The following is a 16,041-nucleotide window of genomic DNA, read 5'->3' as shown; positions in this document are numbered from 1 at the left end:
TTTTTTAATTCACTATTTGTTTTTTAAGGTTGCCATAAAACTGTGGGTATCCAAAATATCCTTCTACCTTGTCTTGCAATTGCTTTTTTTGCCCGGCAGTATAGCTGTTGCCTTGTAGCACTTTGGTTAAAGTAGCTACTATTTCTTGCTGGTTTTCAGGGTCTACCAACATGCCTAGTTTCCCATTTTGCAATGCATCCACGCTTCCATCTTGGTTGCCCGCTATTACAGGAAGCCCGCAGGCCATGGCTTCTATAAACACAATGCCAAAGCCTTCTTTTTTGCTGGGCATTATAAATACATCTGCCAGTTGGTAGTGGTCGGTAATTTCTTCCTCGGCAACAAACCCAACCAAGAACACGTGTTTTTCTAGCCCATGGTATTTAATGAGTGTTAAAAGCCGCTCCCTCTCCATTTTGTCGGGCTTACCCGCAATTAAGTATTTAATGTTGGGCTGTTCTTTAATAATGCCTGGCAAAGCGTCTATCACTTTATCGTAGCCTTTGTATTTTTCTGTATATGCCAGCCTAGTGAGGGTAAGTATTATTTTATCGCTTTGCCGTATATTATACCTTTCCAGCAAATATTGCGGCTTTGCAAAATGCTTTGGGAATACAAAATAAGGGTCAAGTGTATTGTGAAACACTACTATTTTGTTTTCATTAATGTTATTTATTTTTATCAACTGGTCTCTTGTAAAATGGCTCACAGCCAAAATGATGTTGCATCTTTCCAGCAGCAATTTTTTTAGGCCTGTTATTTTGCCCCATACTTCTATGCCGTGCGCTACAACAAAAATCTTAGTAGTTGGGTGGAATAGTTTTATGAGCAGCCCAAATATGGCAAAGTTGACATGTCCTAGTACCACTTGCTTGTACTTGTAGCTGTTCAATAATTCCTTCCAAACAAACAAACCCTTTTTTTTATGATAGCACCTGTAATTAGGATTTGCAAAATAAGCATCATCGCCATAGCTGTCGTACATTGAGGCTGCGTCCGCCATAAAATATGACTCCCATTCCAAAGCCGATAATCCATATAAAAGGGCCCGGTTAAATTTTTCTATCCCACCCATGGAAGCAAAAGCGTCCAAGTTAAAAAAACATACCCGCTCAAACCCCTTTTTCAAGAATATAATATCTTTTGGGCTGCTTACTGCCAGCACATAAGTCCAATATTTGCTCCAATGAATAAGCGACTGTGTTAGTTTTTCATATTTAATTTCGAACTTCTGCCCCCGGATAGATGGCACAATCATATTCATCCATTTTGCAAAAGGAAAGGTAAAACCCTGTTTTTTGCGGTTCCAAATGGCAGCAGGCAACACATCTTTAAACGCTTCTATCAATAAATACTTGGGCTTCTTTTTAAAATTATATTTTAGTGGGGCACCAATGGTGTTGCAGGCATTTATTACCTCTTTGTCTAAAAAAGGCACACGCACTTCTATGCCGTGCCACATGCTCATGTAGTCTGTGTCTTTTAGCAGTTGATTTTGCATGTACAGGTGTTGCTCCACATGACATGCCTGCTGGGCTTCGTTATTGCTATTGCAACTAGGTACAGCTACTTTATTTAGCACGTCTAGTACTTTTTTTACGGGCAAATCCAGTATGTCTGCTATTTGCCTTGAGCTATAAACACCCCTATAAAACAAATATTTATTGCACAGGTTTTCATCTTCTAAATAAGCTATGCGCTTTATTTTTTCATTGGGTGAATAATTGGTTAGTGCCAAAACAAAAGACGGCAATAGGGATAGACTTTTTAACAATTTGCTTTTTCGTATAGAGTCGTACCCGCCCAGCAGTTCATCCGCCCCCAAGCCACTCAAAACAGCAGTAAGCCCGTAAGCCCTTGCAAATTTGCAAATAAAATATGAGTTAATGCCATCAATAGATGGCTGATCCATTGCTTCCATAATCTGCGAAAACTCCTCTCGCAGCATTTGGTTGGTTACTACAAAAGAATGATGCTCCACGCCTGTTTGCTCCACTATCATTTTTTGGTACAACTCTTCCGAGAATGCTTGTTCTTCAAAAACGATAGACAAAGTTTTTATCTTGTGCTTTGTAAGGCTCGACGCAATGATTGTTAAAATACTAGAATCTATCCCTCCACTTAAAAAAACACCTAGGGGAGCATCAGAAATTAGGTGTCTCTCTACGGCTTCTTCTACTTTTTTCTTTACTAGGCTTACGGCATTAACCTCGTCATTTACAACTTCACTATAAACATAATTGTAAAACGGGTGTATAAAAATTTGTAAAGAAGGCAGTTCAATGATGGCATAACTGCCTTTGGGCAAGGGTTGCACATCTTGCAAAGTAGTAAAAGGCTCTGGCAAATGGCCATAAGCCAGAAATGGAATTTTCCAATCTTCGCTTTCTGCCCAGGTAGGCGATATGGCTTTAAAAGCCCGTATTTCAGATGCAAAAATCAGTTTTTTCTTGGAAATGTAATAGTAAAGCGGTTTTATGCCTGCATAGTCCCTAGCTAGTATTAATTGTTGCTTTTTCTTGTCCCAAATAGCCAAGGCGAACATCCCATTAAATAGCTCGAAGCAAGCTGTACCCCAAAACAAATAGGCATTAATAATAACTTCTGTGTCTGTTTGCGTAAAAAACTGGTATCCATTTTTTTCAAGGTCAGCCTTTATGGTTTGAAAATTATAAACCTCGCCATTAAAAACAATCTGTATGCTTTCATCGGCCGATTTCATGGGCTGATGCCCTGCTACCGATAAGTCTAACAATGCCAGCCGCCTATGCCCCAATGCCAATCCTAATTCAGGCTCTATATAGATTCCTGCACCGTCAGGGCCGCCACGGTACATAGCATCCCTCATCTTCAGTATATCCCTTTCTAAATTGGGTAACGATGGGTCAAAAATACCTGCAATCCGGCACAAACAGACTTATGAATTATGAATTATGAATTATGAATTATGAATCTTATTGTTTAATAAGTTTCTATTCACCTTATTTCTCTTATTTCCTTATTTGCCTATCTGTACTATATGCCTAGGTGGTGAATAGTATAATGATATTTGCCACCTTAAATTTTGAACATTGATTTAATCTTTGTCCAAACGGTTATTTTTTCACTGCCATACCTATAGTTATAGCTATAGTTGTAACTATACCCATAGCCGTAACCGTAACCATATCCATAATAAGAATTGATGCCACCAATTTTTACGTCATTAACCAATATGCCAATGTTTGGCAGCAATTGCTGGGTATAGAGTTCATTGATAAAAGGTAATTGTTTTTTTACTGTAAACCGTTGCCTAATAATGTATATAGTGGCATCTGCCAACAACGCAATAATTTTAGAGTCGCTTACTAGGCCAACGGGGGCAGAGTCAATAATAATCAAGTCGAACTGAGTTTTTAGGTAGGCAATAAATTCGGCCATCCTGGGATCCATGATCATTTCAGATGGATTTGGAGGGATAATACCTGCTGGTACAATATACAAATTATCTGTATTGGGTATAGGTATTGGCAACGACTCGGCAGTTACTTGCCCAAGCATAAAGTGCGTAATTCCTTTTTCGTTAATCAAACCTAGCGATTTTGCAATTTTGGGTTTTCGCAAATCCAATTCCAATATTACCGTTTTTTTGCCTGCAATTCCCCAAACTGCCGCAAGATTCATCGAGCAAAATGTTTTGCCCTCGCCCGCAATACTGGAAGTAACAAGCAACACAGGCGATTTTAAGTCTGGCCCTAATAGAAAACTAATATTCGTTCTCAGTATCCTAAATTGCTCTGCTAAAACACTCCTGTCTTTATTGCTTACAACCAATACCCTGTTTTGGCTGCTATGGTGGGCTACCTCACCAATGATGGGGGCTGCAGTTACCCTGGCTATGTCATTTCTTACAATAATCTTATCGTTCAATAAATCAATCAAATAAATAAAAATAATAGGAATTAAAAAACCTATCACAAATGCGCTTCTGTAAATATTAGCTACGTCTGGGCTTACCTGCCCCCCGCTTACAGCGGGATCAATGGGTACAGAATTGCCAATGGTAGAGGCACGGGTTATTTCAGATTCTTCTCTTTTCTGAAGCAAGAAAAGATATAATTTTTCTTTTATTCCTTGCTGCCTCATTATTTCCAATAATTGCCTTTGCAGTTCTGGTATTGTTTTCAGCTGTGCTGTCAATTCATTATACTGGTCTTTTGCAGCATTGCTGCCCAACAACTTGTTTTTTTTATAATTCTCCAAGGCTTCCAGAATGTTTAGCCTCGATTGTTCAATAAGGTGAAGGTTTCTTTTAAAAAGCGGGTTTTCAACGGTCATCTTTTTCAATTGCTCTTGCTTTTTGAATTGCAAACTGTTATACTCACCAATCAAACCATTAATTACACCATCTTCTATACCAAGGGCAGAAGGAACCAAATCGTACTTGGTTTGTGGCGTAGAAACATAGTTTTTCAAATCTTTTATAACCTCAAAACTCAAATCCTGCGCTGTCATTTTTTCTTTAAGCCCTTCTATCTTGGCATATTCTTGGGTGCCTAATGCAGCGGGTTCTATATACATATTGTTCCGCTTCTTAAACCCTTGCAGGTCTCCTTCTACCTTGCCCAAGTCCTCTGTTAAAACATTCAGCCTTTCGTCTATGAATTTTATTGTGTTGTCCACTATCCTGTTTTTGTCTTCAACATTCACATTATTATAAACATTTACCAATGTATTTAAAATATCCCTTCCCTTTTGGGGTACTTCCTGGTCAATGCTCAAAAATAAAATACTTGTTTCTTTGCTCAATTGCCTTATGGCTACGCCACCTGCAAGGCCACCTGCTACATTTATAGCTGGCTGGTAAATAATAATGTATTTGTTGTCTTTAAGTATCTCTTCTGTATTAAAAAAGACTCGCATTTTTCCAAATGGAAAATCTACAATACCCCCATTTTCAATTTTCCGGTACTTATTGGGTCCAAATTCTAGATAAACCCCCCCGAGTTTTCTTACAAGCGTTACGGAAGCAACCGCATTGCTGTCTTTCAACTCTATCCAGTCCGCATGTAAACTTGTGTTTCCATACAATTCTGTACGCTTCACATTGCCCTCGTCAAAATACTGCCAGTTTAGGTTTAGTATTTTAACTACCCTTACTAGCATTGATCCCGATTTAATTAGCTCTATTTCATTAGACAAGTTTGTCCTTTTCTTATAGGTTGTTAGGTTTTCTAAAATCAAATCTTCGCCCCCGCCTTTGCTGCTCCTGTCATCTTTTATCAATAATTTAATCGATGAATTGTAAATAGGCACTTTATAGCGTATGTTAATGTATGCTATTGTTAATGCAACGCTGATGGAAACAATAAAGAGCGGTAAAAAAACAATGTATTTATATACAATTTCCTTGCCCGATAACCTAGCCGGTGGTGCAATATCCTGCAACACATTCTTTTTTTGCTCTACTGGACGCAAACTCTGTGACGATGCCATTGATTATCTTCTAAGATACGTTAATAAAAAAATAACAGAAGTAAGTACGCTGATTGTGGTTGTAAACAGCCCAATATTCCTAATAAATGTTTGCTCGCTTTGTTGTTTCACTTTCAGTTTGTTTGGTTCTACATATACAAGGTCGTTTTGCTTTAAAAAATAATAAGGCGATTTGTATATATCATGAGACTGTATGTTTAGCCGCCCAAAAGTTCTCTCCCCATTGTCTTCCCTTACTATCAAAATGTTGTCTTTTCTCCCTGTAATGGGTACGTCGCCACTCAATGTAATAGCTTCTAAAATAGTTAATTTGCCATCTACTATGGACAAGAGGCCAGGATGCCCCACTTCCCCTAGTACCAAAATTTTTGTATTTGCAAATTGCACAAATACTACTGGGTCTGTCAAATATTTAGAAAGGGCTATCAACAATGTGTCCCTAACTTTTTTTAGCGTTTTTCCTTCTACGTTTAGTTTGCCTAGTTGGGGCAACAGGATGGTGCCATCTTTTTCTACCAAATAGCCTGCAGTAGTAGCTGCATTGTAAGGCATGGCAGCTTCCGGATCCAGCGAAGACACAACGATGCTTAAACGGTCGTCAACCTGTATAGTTGCATTGTACCTAGCAACTACCCTGCTTGTGCTATCAGCCGCATCGTTAAAATACAAGGTTTCGTGTAGTTTTTTTTCATAGTTGCACGATGAAAAAAGAATGGTTGAAAGAATAAAATATATGGCTGTTTTTAAGCTCATTAAAATATATTTATTACAATTATTAAAACATTTCCTTTGTTTTTTACATAGCTCCGCTACCTCACTCACATGGAACTAAGTAACAATGGGTAGTAAAAATAAATAAGGCATTGAAAACTTTTAAAAAAATAAGGGCTTAACCCAAAAGAAGTTGAACATTTTATTAAAAATGACTACCACAACTTCTTGCTGGTTTAAAACCCTTAATACGCATAAGCCTTCAATACCTTACTAATATTTATACACTTACCAAAATGATAAGGCAACAAATATAGTCATTCAGTTTGTTAGTTGCCCATGCAGAATAAACTCATTGTACCTTTGCCATACGAAACAAGCAAATCATTAACCTTAAATTAATAGATACCTTTATTTTCGTTTAAAATCAACTCGTTAGGATGGAATTTATTAAAGGCGAAATAGAACAATTATTTGCAAAGTGCCAGCAGCAAGCCATAGGCAGGATTGAGAAACTGCCACAAAGCGGCAGCAACAGGGAGTACTACCGTATTTATACAAGCAACCAAAGTTTTATAGCCACTTACAATGAAAATGTGCAGGAAAACAAGGCTTTTATACATTTTACTGAACATTTCAAAAAAACAGGCCTGCCCGTGCCAGTAGTATTTTGTACAAATGAAAATACAACGATGTATATCCAAGAAGACAAAGGCACAGAAAGTTTGCTAAACCAAATAGAAAAACACGGCAAGAACGAATATGTATATGACCTATTTAAAAAAAGCCTTCGGCAACTAGCCAAGATGCAAATTATTGGCCATGAGGGCTTCGACTACAACTTCTGCCTTACTGCCAAAGAATTTGGGAAGCAGGCAATAACCAACGACTTGCTTTATTTTAAATACTATTTCCTAGATACCCTTGGGATTCCTTACGACAAGCAAGCCTTGCTAGAAGATTTTGAAACCCTCAGCACTTACTTGTCTAAAATAGGGCAGCAATATTTTATGTTCCGAGATTTCCAGAGCAGGAATATATTGGTACAAAATGATGAAGTATTTTTTATAGATTACCAAGGGGGGATGAAAGGAGCTTTACAATATGACGTTGCCAGCCTGCTTTGGCAGGCAAAGGCCAACCTAAGCGAGGGATGGAAAAACAGCCTGCTCAATTATTATATAAATGAAGCAGAATGCCTACTAGGCAAAGCCATTGACCGCACTGCATTTATTAGCCAGTACAACGGCTATGTGCTTATCCGGCTGCTGCAAGTGCTAGGTGCTTATGGGTTCCGGGGCTTGTTTGAGCGAAAAGCCCACTTTCTTACCAGCATACCTTTTGCATTGCAAAACATTCAGTTTTTTTTAGCCAATAAAAAGGTAGGCATTAATATGCCTGTTTTTGAAAAACTACTACAAAAAATAACTAGCCCAGAAATAATAGCAAGCTTTACCCCCGTGCAAGCCAATGAAAACACGCCATTGGTGATAGCAATAAACAGTTTTAGCTATAAAAAAGGGATCCCTGCTACTAATAATGATACAGGCGGTGGTTATGTGTTCGACATGCGGGCTATTTTAAACCCTGGCCGCAACAACGAATACAAGAAGCTGAGTGGTAAAGACAAGCCGGTGCAGGATTTCCTAGAGCAGCGTACCCTAATGAACAATTTCCTAAATAGCGTTTGGGACCTGATAGACATATCGGTAGAAAACTACATAGACCGCAGCTTTGAAAACCTAGTCATTAACTTTGGTTGCACGGGTGGGCAGCACCGCAGTGTGTATGCCGCCGAGCAAACAGCCCGCCACCTGCGCAATAAGTATAAGGTAAAAGTAGTGATAACCCACACAAACGAGGCAAATTGGGTAAAGTAGGCAAAGAGACAATAGGCAAGGGGGCAAAGAGTGAGCAAACTCATCATTCATAACTCATAATTACAGATGAAGGCAATATTATTCTCCGCAGGTTTGGGTAGCAGGCTAAAGCCATTAACACTGCATCGACCAAAGGCATTGGTTGAAATAAATGGCAAAACATTGCTAGAAAGAAACATTGCATACTTGCAGCAGCATGGCATAACAGACGTGATTGTAAACGTGCATCACTATGCCAGCCAAATAATAGACGCCGTGAACTACAACAAAGGCTGGGGCAGCAATATTGCTATTTCAGACGAGACAGATGCACTGCTGGAAACAGGCGGCGGCCTAAAAAAAGCAGCATGGTTTTTTGAGGGGGAGGAAGATTTTGTGGTAATGAATACCGACATACTTACCAATATGCCACTCACAAGCATGATAGCACAGCACCAAAAACAAAAGCCTTTGGCCACATTAGCCGTTTCTGAAAGAAGCACATCCCGCTACTTTCTTTTTAATGAAGCAAATAGCCTATGCGGCTGGCGGAATGTTTCTACATTGGAAGAAAAAGGCCCAGTGCTTGCCTTTGAACCACAGCAAAAAAAAGCATTAAAACAACTTGCTTTTAGTGGCATCCATGTAATTAGCACCCGCTTGTTCCCGTTAATGCAGCAGGAAGGCAAATTTTCTATGGTAGAAGTTTATCTTGATTTATGTGCCAGCAATAGGATTAATAGCTTTAACCACACAGGCAGTATTTTGGTAGATGTAGGCAAGCCCGAAAGCATTGAAAAGGCAGAAAGTATATTTATGTAAACTTTAAAACCCCTTAAAACACTTCGCCAAGGTTTACAAAAAAGCCCTTAGAGCCATCTTTACCAAAACCATAGTCTATGCAAAGGTTAGCACCTGAATATTTGTTTAGTTTTATTCTCAACCCCAGCCCATAGCTTGGCGTAAACGAGCTAAACTGCTTGGAAATTTCGCCTGAAAATTTTTGCACATTGGCAAATACAACGCCGCCTAGCAACCCATTTCTGGTAATGCAGTAGCGGTACTCGGTTTCAAAATAATACATGTTGTCGCCCCGGAAACGCCCTTGTATATAACCCCTTCCTGTGTTGTACTGGTCGTCCCACCCGGTGCTTGGCAGCAGCAGGTAGGGGGGAGTGCCAGCGGTGGTAAGCCAGTAAAGGTTCCAAAAAGCAAGCGTATTTCTAGAGTTTTTAGGGAACGTAACGTATTTGCGTACATCCACCAGCAGCGATTGCCAACGGGTGTCGCTGCCCAAAAACTTGAAATTAGGCCTGTAAACAACGTTTGCATACCAGCCATTGGTTGCGTTTATTTGGTTCAAACGGCTGTCGAACAATAGTTTTAGGGCCACGCCCACTGCCGTTTCGCTGGAGCCTAACTCACGGGTAAACCGGGTGTTGTCTCTTCTTTTTAAAGAATCAAGGGCTTTTATACCCCAAAATTTATCGAAATAAAACCCAACTCCTGCGTACAAGTTTTTGCGAACAGACCTCAATATGGTTTCGTGCAGCTTTAAGCCTGTAAAATTGATGGTTAAGCCTTTGTTAGGGTCTGTCCTGCCGCCAAGCCCATAAATATCGGATGGGTAAGCTATAAAACGGTTGTCAGACACAAAATTGTAAGTGTTGTTTTTTGTCCAAATGTCGGCCAGCACAGGAACAATTGTTTGGCTGTACTGCGAATAGGTAAGGCTGGTGGTAATACTGGACAATTTAGTGTCTGGCTTGTTATCGTTTGCAAAAGCAAGGTTGGCGCTTAGTATGCCCGCAAATCCTGTTTGCAAGGTGTAGCCAACTGCTGGTATTAAAGATGTATGGTAATACTTGGCAGCAGCATTGGCTGCCGTGTCTTTGTGTTTTTCTTTTTTGGAAAAGCTATGTAATACATCTGAAAAGTCTCGTTCATGAACGGACAACCTGTCTTTTGTTGGCAAAGAAAAAGCAGTTGTATCTGTTTGGGCAATGCTATAAATGGAACAGTAAACAAAACAAACAAACAACAGAATTTCTTTTTTTTTGCGCATGTGCCAAGGTTAAGTATGGTAGAGACATTATACAAGGCTTTTTGTTGCCTTGGATAAAGTGAAAGTTTTTAGAAAAATGAAGCTAATTCTTTTTTGAGGTGCTGGCGAGTGCCAACCTATCATTTAATGCAACCTTGATGGGGTAAAGCTAAAACTTTTATGACCCATTTTCAGGGGCATTGCCTGCTTGGTTTGGCTGCTTTTGACTTCCTGAATTTAATTTTTAGGTATTTATGCATCATAACTCATTGAAATACAGTGCTTTTTTGTTTTTTAAGGTGAGTGTTTTATGAGTGAAATGTGAGTGATTTGTGAGTGAAATGTGAGTGTTTTGTGAGTGATTTCCGCGGAAAACTGAGTGCTTTTTGAGTGTTTTTTGAGTACGGATGTAGTTCATAATATCTTTTTTTTGCATTAAACCCCTCGAGACAGCAAGCTAAGGTTATGCTAACTACAGGGATTGTTCTAATGAAAACAAGGGGCCTTTTACTACAAAGTTGGTATTGATTTTGAATCCGTGCAAAAGGACAATCCTATATGGGGGGAATATGCTCCCACGAGTATCCCAAAATGCCCCCATGGTGGGGGAATTAGGAATTGAGGCTCACCAGTACCTCAAAAAAAGAATTAGCAAAAAATGACAACTAACTAATAGCTAGGCATAAAAGTATGGCCTATACAAAAAAAATGAAAACCCCAAAATGACAAATCATCCTAAAGTTTCCATCCGGGATTTTACAGGAAAATATATTGATTGAGGAGTTGTCTTTTTTGTTTAACGAAAATAATGTAAAATATTTAAATTAGTAAACAATTTTTCGACAAATACCTAGCCGCCCATCTCCATTTTCAAAAACTTAGCCGTATGACTGATAGCATTGTCCAGCATTTCCTCTGGTGTGCCTTCAAACAAAATCTTGCCGCCACCATCGCCACCTTCTGGCCCCAGGTCTATGACATGGTCGGCCATTTTAATTACGTCTAAGTTGTGTTCTATAATCAATACCGTGTTGCCCCTGTCAACAAGCTTATTAATTACGCCGACCAATAATTCTATATCCTGAAAATGTAAACCAGTAGTAGGCTCATCCAATATATAAAAGGTTTTGCCCGTGTCTTTTTTGCCAAGCTCGGTGCTTAGTTTCACGCGCTGTGCTTCGCCACCGCTAAGGGTTACGGCACTTTGCCCAAGGGTTATATAACCCAAGCCTACATCCTGCAAAACCTTTATCTTCCGGTACATCCAAGGTACCGGTTGGAAAAAGTCCGTTGCTTCATCCACAGTCATGTTCAATACATCACTGATAGATTTGCCTTTGTAGCGTATTTCCAGCGTTTCCCTGTTGTATCGTTTGCCATTACATTTTTCGCAAGGCACATATACATCTGGCAGAAAGTTCATTTCTATCACTCGCATACCACCACCCTCGCATACATCGCACCTGCCGCCTTTTACATTAAAGGAAAAGCGACCAGCATTGTAGCCACGAATTTTGGCTTCTGGCACTGTGGCATACAATGTGCGTATATCGGTAAAAAAACCGCAATAGGTAGCAGGGTTGCTCCTCGGCGTACGGCCAATGGGCGATTGGTCAATCTCTATTACCTTATCTATGGCTTCCAACCCTTTGATGCTTTCAAATTCCATCGGTGCTGTGCGACTATTGTAGCAATGCTTGGATAAAATAGGATACAGCGTTTCATTAATCAATGTCGATTTCCCACTGCCGCTTACCCCAGTTACCACAATCAGTTTGCCCAATGGAAAACTAACGCTTACCCCTTTCAGGTTATTGCCTACCACGCCTTTTAGTTCCAATGTTTTACCATTGCCCTTCCTGCGTTCCTTGGGCACTTCCAGCCCTTTCGATCCATTTAGGAAAGCTGCCGTGTCGCTCCCGCTTTCCAATACCTGTTTGGGTGTGCCTTGTGCTACTATATTGCCCCCAAAACGACCTGCTTTAGGACCAATATCTATCAGGTAATCTGCAGCCAGCATAATATCCTTGTCGTGTTCTACCACCAATACGCTGTTGCCAATATCCCGTAGGTTTTGCAGGGCGGTAATCAAACGGTGGTTATCCCGCTGGTGGAGGCCGATGCTCGGCTCATCTAAAATATAGGTAATACCTTGCAACTGACTGCCAATTTGTGTTGCCAGCCTAATACGTTGGCTTTCGCCACCGCTCAAGGTGCGGGAGGGGCGGTTGATGGTAAGGTAAGTCAGCCCCACATCCAGCAGAAACTGCAAACGCTCCCTTATTTCTTTTAAAATATCTTTGGCAATTAGGTTTTGCTTGTTGGACAGGCGTTCCTCCACGCCAATAAACCAAAACTGGAGTTTGTCCAAGTTTAGGTCGCTCAGTTCGGCAATGTTCTTTTCATCTATCTTAAACCATAGGCTTTCTTTCCGCAACCGCTGCCCATTGCAAGATGGACAGTTTTTAAGCTCCATGAATTTCTCCACCCATTCCCTCATGGTCTCGGTACTATTGCTACCCGCAAACCAGCGTTTCAGCATAGGAATAATGCCCTCAAACTCTGTTTGGTATGGGTTGCTTTCTGGCAGGTTTTCAAAATCTAGTATATCTTCACTAATACCCTGCTCATTGCCATACAATATCATATTCAGGGCGTTGACAGAGATGTCTTTTATAGGCGTTTCCAGTTTTACTTTATACTTTTTGGCAATTGCTTCTACATTCTTAAACAGCTGCGCTTCCCTTTTTTCGCCCAAGGGCGCAATGCCTCCATCCTTTATGTTTTTGCTGCTATCTGGTATAACCGCATCCATGCTAATGGTAAATACATTGCCCAACCCTTTGCAAGTAGGGCAGGCACCATAAGGCGAGTTGAAGGAAAATGCATTGGGGGATGGTTCCTCATAGCTGATGCCCGTATCTTGGCACATCAATTGTTTGGAATACATCATTTCACCCGCTGGTTCGCCTAATCCTTCAAAAGTCAATGCTTTTTTAGCTTCTTTATCCAACGATTGGGGGGCAACGAACATCAGCTCTTTTCCCATTTTCAGGGCTTGTTGCACACTTTGGCTAAGACGCACCCGCATATCCGCTGTTACCGCCAATCGGTCTATCACTACTTCAATATCGTGTATTTTATAGCGGTCTACCTGCATTTTGGCATTCAAATCCAATACTTCGCCATCTACCCGTACTTTCAGGAAGCCTTTTTTGCGGATGTCTTCAAACAGTTCCCTGTAATGTCCTTTCCTGCCCCTGATTAATGGGGCGAGTATCGAAACTTTCCTATCCTTGAATTTCTCGAAAATATTGTCAACTATTTCTTCCTCGCTGAATTTCAGCATTTTTTTGCCTGTGTTATAGCTATAGGCTTCTCCTATACGGGCAAAAAGCAAGCGCAGGAAATCGTATATCTCGGTAACAGTGCCCACGGTGGAGCGGGGGTTTTTGCCAGTGGTTTTTTGCTCGATGGATATTACAGGGCTAAGGCCAGTGATTTTGTCCACATCAGGGCGTTCCATATCACCCATAAACTGGCGGGCGTAGGCACTAAAGCTTTCCATGTAGCGGCGCTGCCCCTCATTGTAAATGGTATCGAAAGCGAGGGAAGACTTGCCGCTGCCGCTAACCCCAGTGAACACCACCAATTGGTTTTTAGGGATAGAAATATCTATGTTTTTCAGGTTGTGTTCCCTTGCGCCAAACACTTCTATGTATTCTGTTGGTGTGGGGGTATTGTTTGTATCTGTAATTGCTTTTGCTTTTTTTGCCATGTTTGCCTTTCCTCGTTTCAAAGGTAGAACAAATAGGGAAGTAATTGGTTAGGATAAAATTTTGGGGCTAGTTTTTGAAATCGGGGTTAATGAAGAGAAGATACAAAGGCACGTTTTAGCCAGCTTGATTGGGGGCATTTTAAAATTCTGCTTTTCATGACCAATATCATGTTTTATAGGCACTAGTTAACTACCTTTAGGTTTAAATTTTTTAGTTATGAAAACGATACTTGTGCCTGCCGATTTTTCCAGTACGTCAAGAAATGCTGCTATATATGCTATTGGGCTTGCCCAGCAAGTGGGCGCAAGCAAAATAGTACTGTATAATGGTTTTACCTTCCCTATAGTTGTTACGCCAGACCCATTGCTTTCCAGCATAGGGACAATGGAATTTGATACCATTAAGCAAGCTTCGCAAAATGAGCTCCAGCATTTAAAGCAAAGCTTGGAAAAAGATTGCCCAATTGGCATTTCAATAGATACAATAGCAGATTATGGCTCTTTTACCTCGGAGATTAATAAAATTTGCCAGCAAATAAATGCAGATGTTATTGTGATGGGCATTACTAGTGGCGGTGTTTTCTATGAAAAAATACTGGGCAGCAATACTACGGTTATTGCAAAAACTGCTTCTGTTCCTGTAATTATTGTACCAGCAAATCGTTCTTATAAACATATTGACCGTTTCTTGCTTGTCTCAGATTTTGCCCATGTAATAGATGCTAAGCCATATTCTCAAATCAAAGACATTTTAAACGACACCAAAGCCTCCTTACTGATACTGAACGTTGCAGAAACCTCACATCATTCTTATTATGAAGATTCGTTTGAGTGCTTGGCTTTAAAGAAAATATTTGCAGGGCACAACCCCAAATTCCATTTCATTGTTAGCCCCAATTTTTCGGAAGCCATCAATTCATTTGCAGATGAAAACAAAGTGGATGTAACTATTATCATACCTAAAAAACATAGCCTGCTGGAAAATATTTTTATAAGTAGCCATTCAAAAGAATTGGCTTTCCATAGTCATGTGCCGCTAGTAGCTATACATGAGTAGCAGTAGCAAGGTGATGGTTTTTTAAAATAAAGCAACAATTTAAACATACCTACTTTTCACTTGTCTTTTCATTTAGTTCTTTAAATGCTAGTATTATATCTTTAAATTGAAAGTTTTCTTTGTGCAATAACAATGAATTATATATTTCCTCCCCCTCTACTATTGCTAAACCATCTTCTTTAAAAAGGCTGCCATCATTGTAAACAAAAAACCATAAATCGAATTTTCTCTTTCGTGCGTTTTGCCTTTTATCTATACTATCGCAGATATACAAAGCAACATTTTCTATATTGTTAAAGAAATAATTAAAAATAACAGCAACAGTTAAGCCAACCCTTTCGTCGCCAAACGTATTATCTGGATTTCCTTGTTTTGTCTCAATGTTAAATGAATATATAGGGCAAGCAATATTTGGATAGTCAGCAAACATAAACCTGTAATCAAGAAAATAAACTTCATACTTTATTTTCTGGTTAGTGGTGAACTCAAAAGAGTACTCATCATTTTGCTGTAATGGATACGGTTTTAACAATGTTAAATTTTCCTTTTAGTTCTGAAATTTTTCCGCCATTTTGAATATGGGCACGGATAGCTTTTTTCTCATCACTCATTTTCTTGAAGATGACCGCCCCTTTTGAATTGGGCAAATTTGCTATCACTATTTCTGTTTCTTTATCTTTCATGCTTACAAATATAAAAAATACAATTGAAAATTTCACATAGAAATGAAGTGTCGAAATAATAAATCATAAACTACCATTTCGTCCTTCCAAAATGGTATCAGACAAACAACCTTCTATATTGGTTAGTAAAGTTCTTATACGAAGATAGTTTTTAGGCTTAGGTTTTATTTCATTAGCATGTTTTTTCAACAAGAAACTGTTTTTAGTTGCGGATTTTAATGGAGCAACACCAATGCCCTTTGTTATCTGTCCTTTTACCTTTCCCACTATTAATAATTTGATGCTAAAATAATCATTTATTGTATTTATAAAATAGCGATTCCAATAAAAACATAATTTTTTGTAGAAAATCACCTGCCCAACCAAAGCCTTCAAAAGCTACATTTGCCGCAAGTTTAAAAAAACATGGGCTTCTTGCCTGTGCCTTTCCTGCC

At 39.5% G+C, this 16,041-nt stretch carries 11 protein-coding genes; 3 read left to right on the top strand and 8 right to left on the bottom strand.

Features of this window, described 5'->3' with window-relative positions:
- Positions 1-4: 4 nt before the first annotated feature.
- From asnB to ACHFIY_RS15405, 3 genes are all read right to left on the bottom strand, one after another.
- Positions 5-2,911: an asparagine synthase (glutamine-hydrolyzing) gene (gene asnB / locus ACHFIY_RS15415; protein WP_410847008.1), complete on the bottom strand. Its 2,907-nt coding sequence runs from the start codon at positions 2,909-2,911 to the stop codon at positions 5-7.
- Positions 2,912-3,057: 146 nt separating this feature from the next.
- Positions 3,058-5,475 (bottom strand): GumC family protein, encoded by a 2,418-nt coding sequence (locus ACHFIY_RS15410; protein ID WP_410847007.1) that lies wholly within the window; start codon positions 5,473-5,475, stop codon positions 3,058-3,060.
- 3 nt (positions 5,476-5,478) lie between these two features.
- Positions 5,479-6,228: a polysaccharide biosynthesis/export family protein gene (locus ACHFIY_RS15405; protein ID WP_410847006.1), complete on the bottom strand. Its 750-nt coding sequence runs from the start codon at positions 6,226-6,228 to the stop codon at positions 5,479-5,481.
- Positions 6,229-6,626: 398 nt separating this feature from the next.
- Here ACHFIY_RS15405 and ACHFIY_RS15400 point away from each other — a divergent pair, with 398 nt between their 5' ends.
- Both ACHFIY_RS15400 and ACHFIY_RS15395 read left to right on the top strand, forming a co-directional pair.
- Positions 6,627-8,066, top strand: coding sequence for a RapZ C-terminal domain-containing protein (locus tag ACHFIY_RS15400; protein WP_410847005.1), 1,440 nt, complete (start codon positions 6,627-6,629; stop codon positions 8,064-8,066).
- 66 nt (positions 8,067-8,132) lie between these two features.
- Positions 8,133-8,867, top strand: a complete 735-nt coding sequence (locus ACHFIY_RS15395; protein WP_410847004.1) for a nucleotidyltransferase family protein — start codon at positions 8,133-8,135, stop codon at positions 8,865-8,867.
- A 13-nt stretch (positions 8,868-8,880) separates the two neighbouring features.
- On the opposite strand, the gene ACHFIY_RS15390 is transcribed toward ACHFIY_RS15395, so the two are convergent.
- A complete protein-coding gene (locus tag ACHFIY_RS15390) occupies positions 8,881-10,110 on the bottom strand; it encodes a BamA/TamA family outer membrane protein (protein WP_410847003.1) in 1,230 nt (409 codons plus the stop codon).
- 829 nt (positions 10,111-10,939) lie between these two features.
- Positions 10,940-13,867, bottom strand: coding sequence for an excinuclease ABC subunit UvrA (gene uvrA, locus ACHFIY_RS15385; protein ID WP_410847002.1), 2,928 nt, complete (start codon positions 13,865-13,867; stop codon positions 10,940-10,942).
- 217 nt (positions 13,868-14,084) lie between these two features.
- Between uvrA and ACHFIY_RS15380 the strand changes: the two genes are divergently transcribed.
- A complete protein-coding gene (locus ACHFIY_RS15380; protein WP_410847001.1) occupies positions 14,085-14,924 on the top strand; it encodes a universal stress protein in 840 nt (279 codons plus the stop codon).
- A 49-nt stretch (positions 14,925-14,973) separates the two neighbouring features.
- Here ACHFIY_RS15380 and ACHFIY_RS15375 read toward each other — a convergent pair whose 3' ends face one another.
- The 3 genes from ACHFIY_RS15375 to ACHFIY_RS15365 form a co-directional block, all read right to left on the bottom strand.
- Positions 14,974-15,354 carry a DUF6169 family protein gene (locus ACHFIY_RS15375; RefSeq protein ID WP_410847000.1) on the bottom strand — a complete coding sequence of 127 codons (381 nt, stop codon included), beginning with the start codon at positions 15,352-15,354 and terminating at the stop codon, positions 14,974-14,976.
- Between the two features lie 70 nt (positions 15,355-15,424).
- A complete protein-coding gene (locus ACHFIY_RS15370) occupies positions 15,425-15,607 on the bottom strand; it encodes a hypothetical protein (RefSeq protein WP_410846999.1) in 183 nt (60 codons plus the stop codon).
- Positions 15,608-15,670: 63 nt separating this feature from the next.
- Positions 15,671-15,982 carry a hypothetical protein gene (locus tag ACHFIY_RS15365; protein WP_410846998.1) on the bottom strand — a complete coding sequence of 104 codons (312 nt, stop codon included), beginning with the start codon at positions 15,980-15,982 and terminating at the stop codon, positions 15,671-15,673.
- Positions 15,983-16,041: the final 59 nt, after the last annotated feature.

It is taken from the genome of Parasediminibacterium schistidii (assembly GCF_046546515.1).
Classification (GTDB): Bacteria; Bacteroidota; Bacteroidia; order Chitinophagales; family Chitinophagaceae; genus Parasediminibacterium.
Note: the sequence above shows the minus strand (reverse complement) of the source record. Positions and strands in the feature narration are given on the sequence as shown.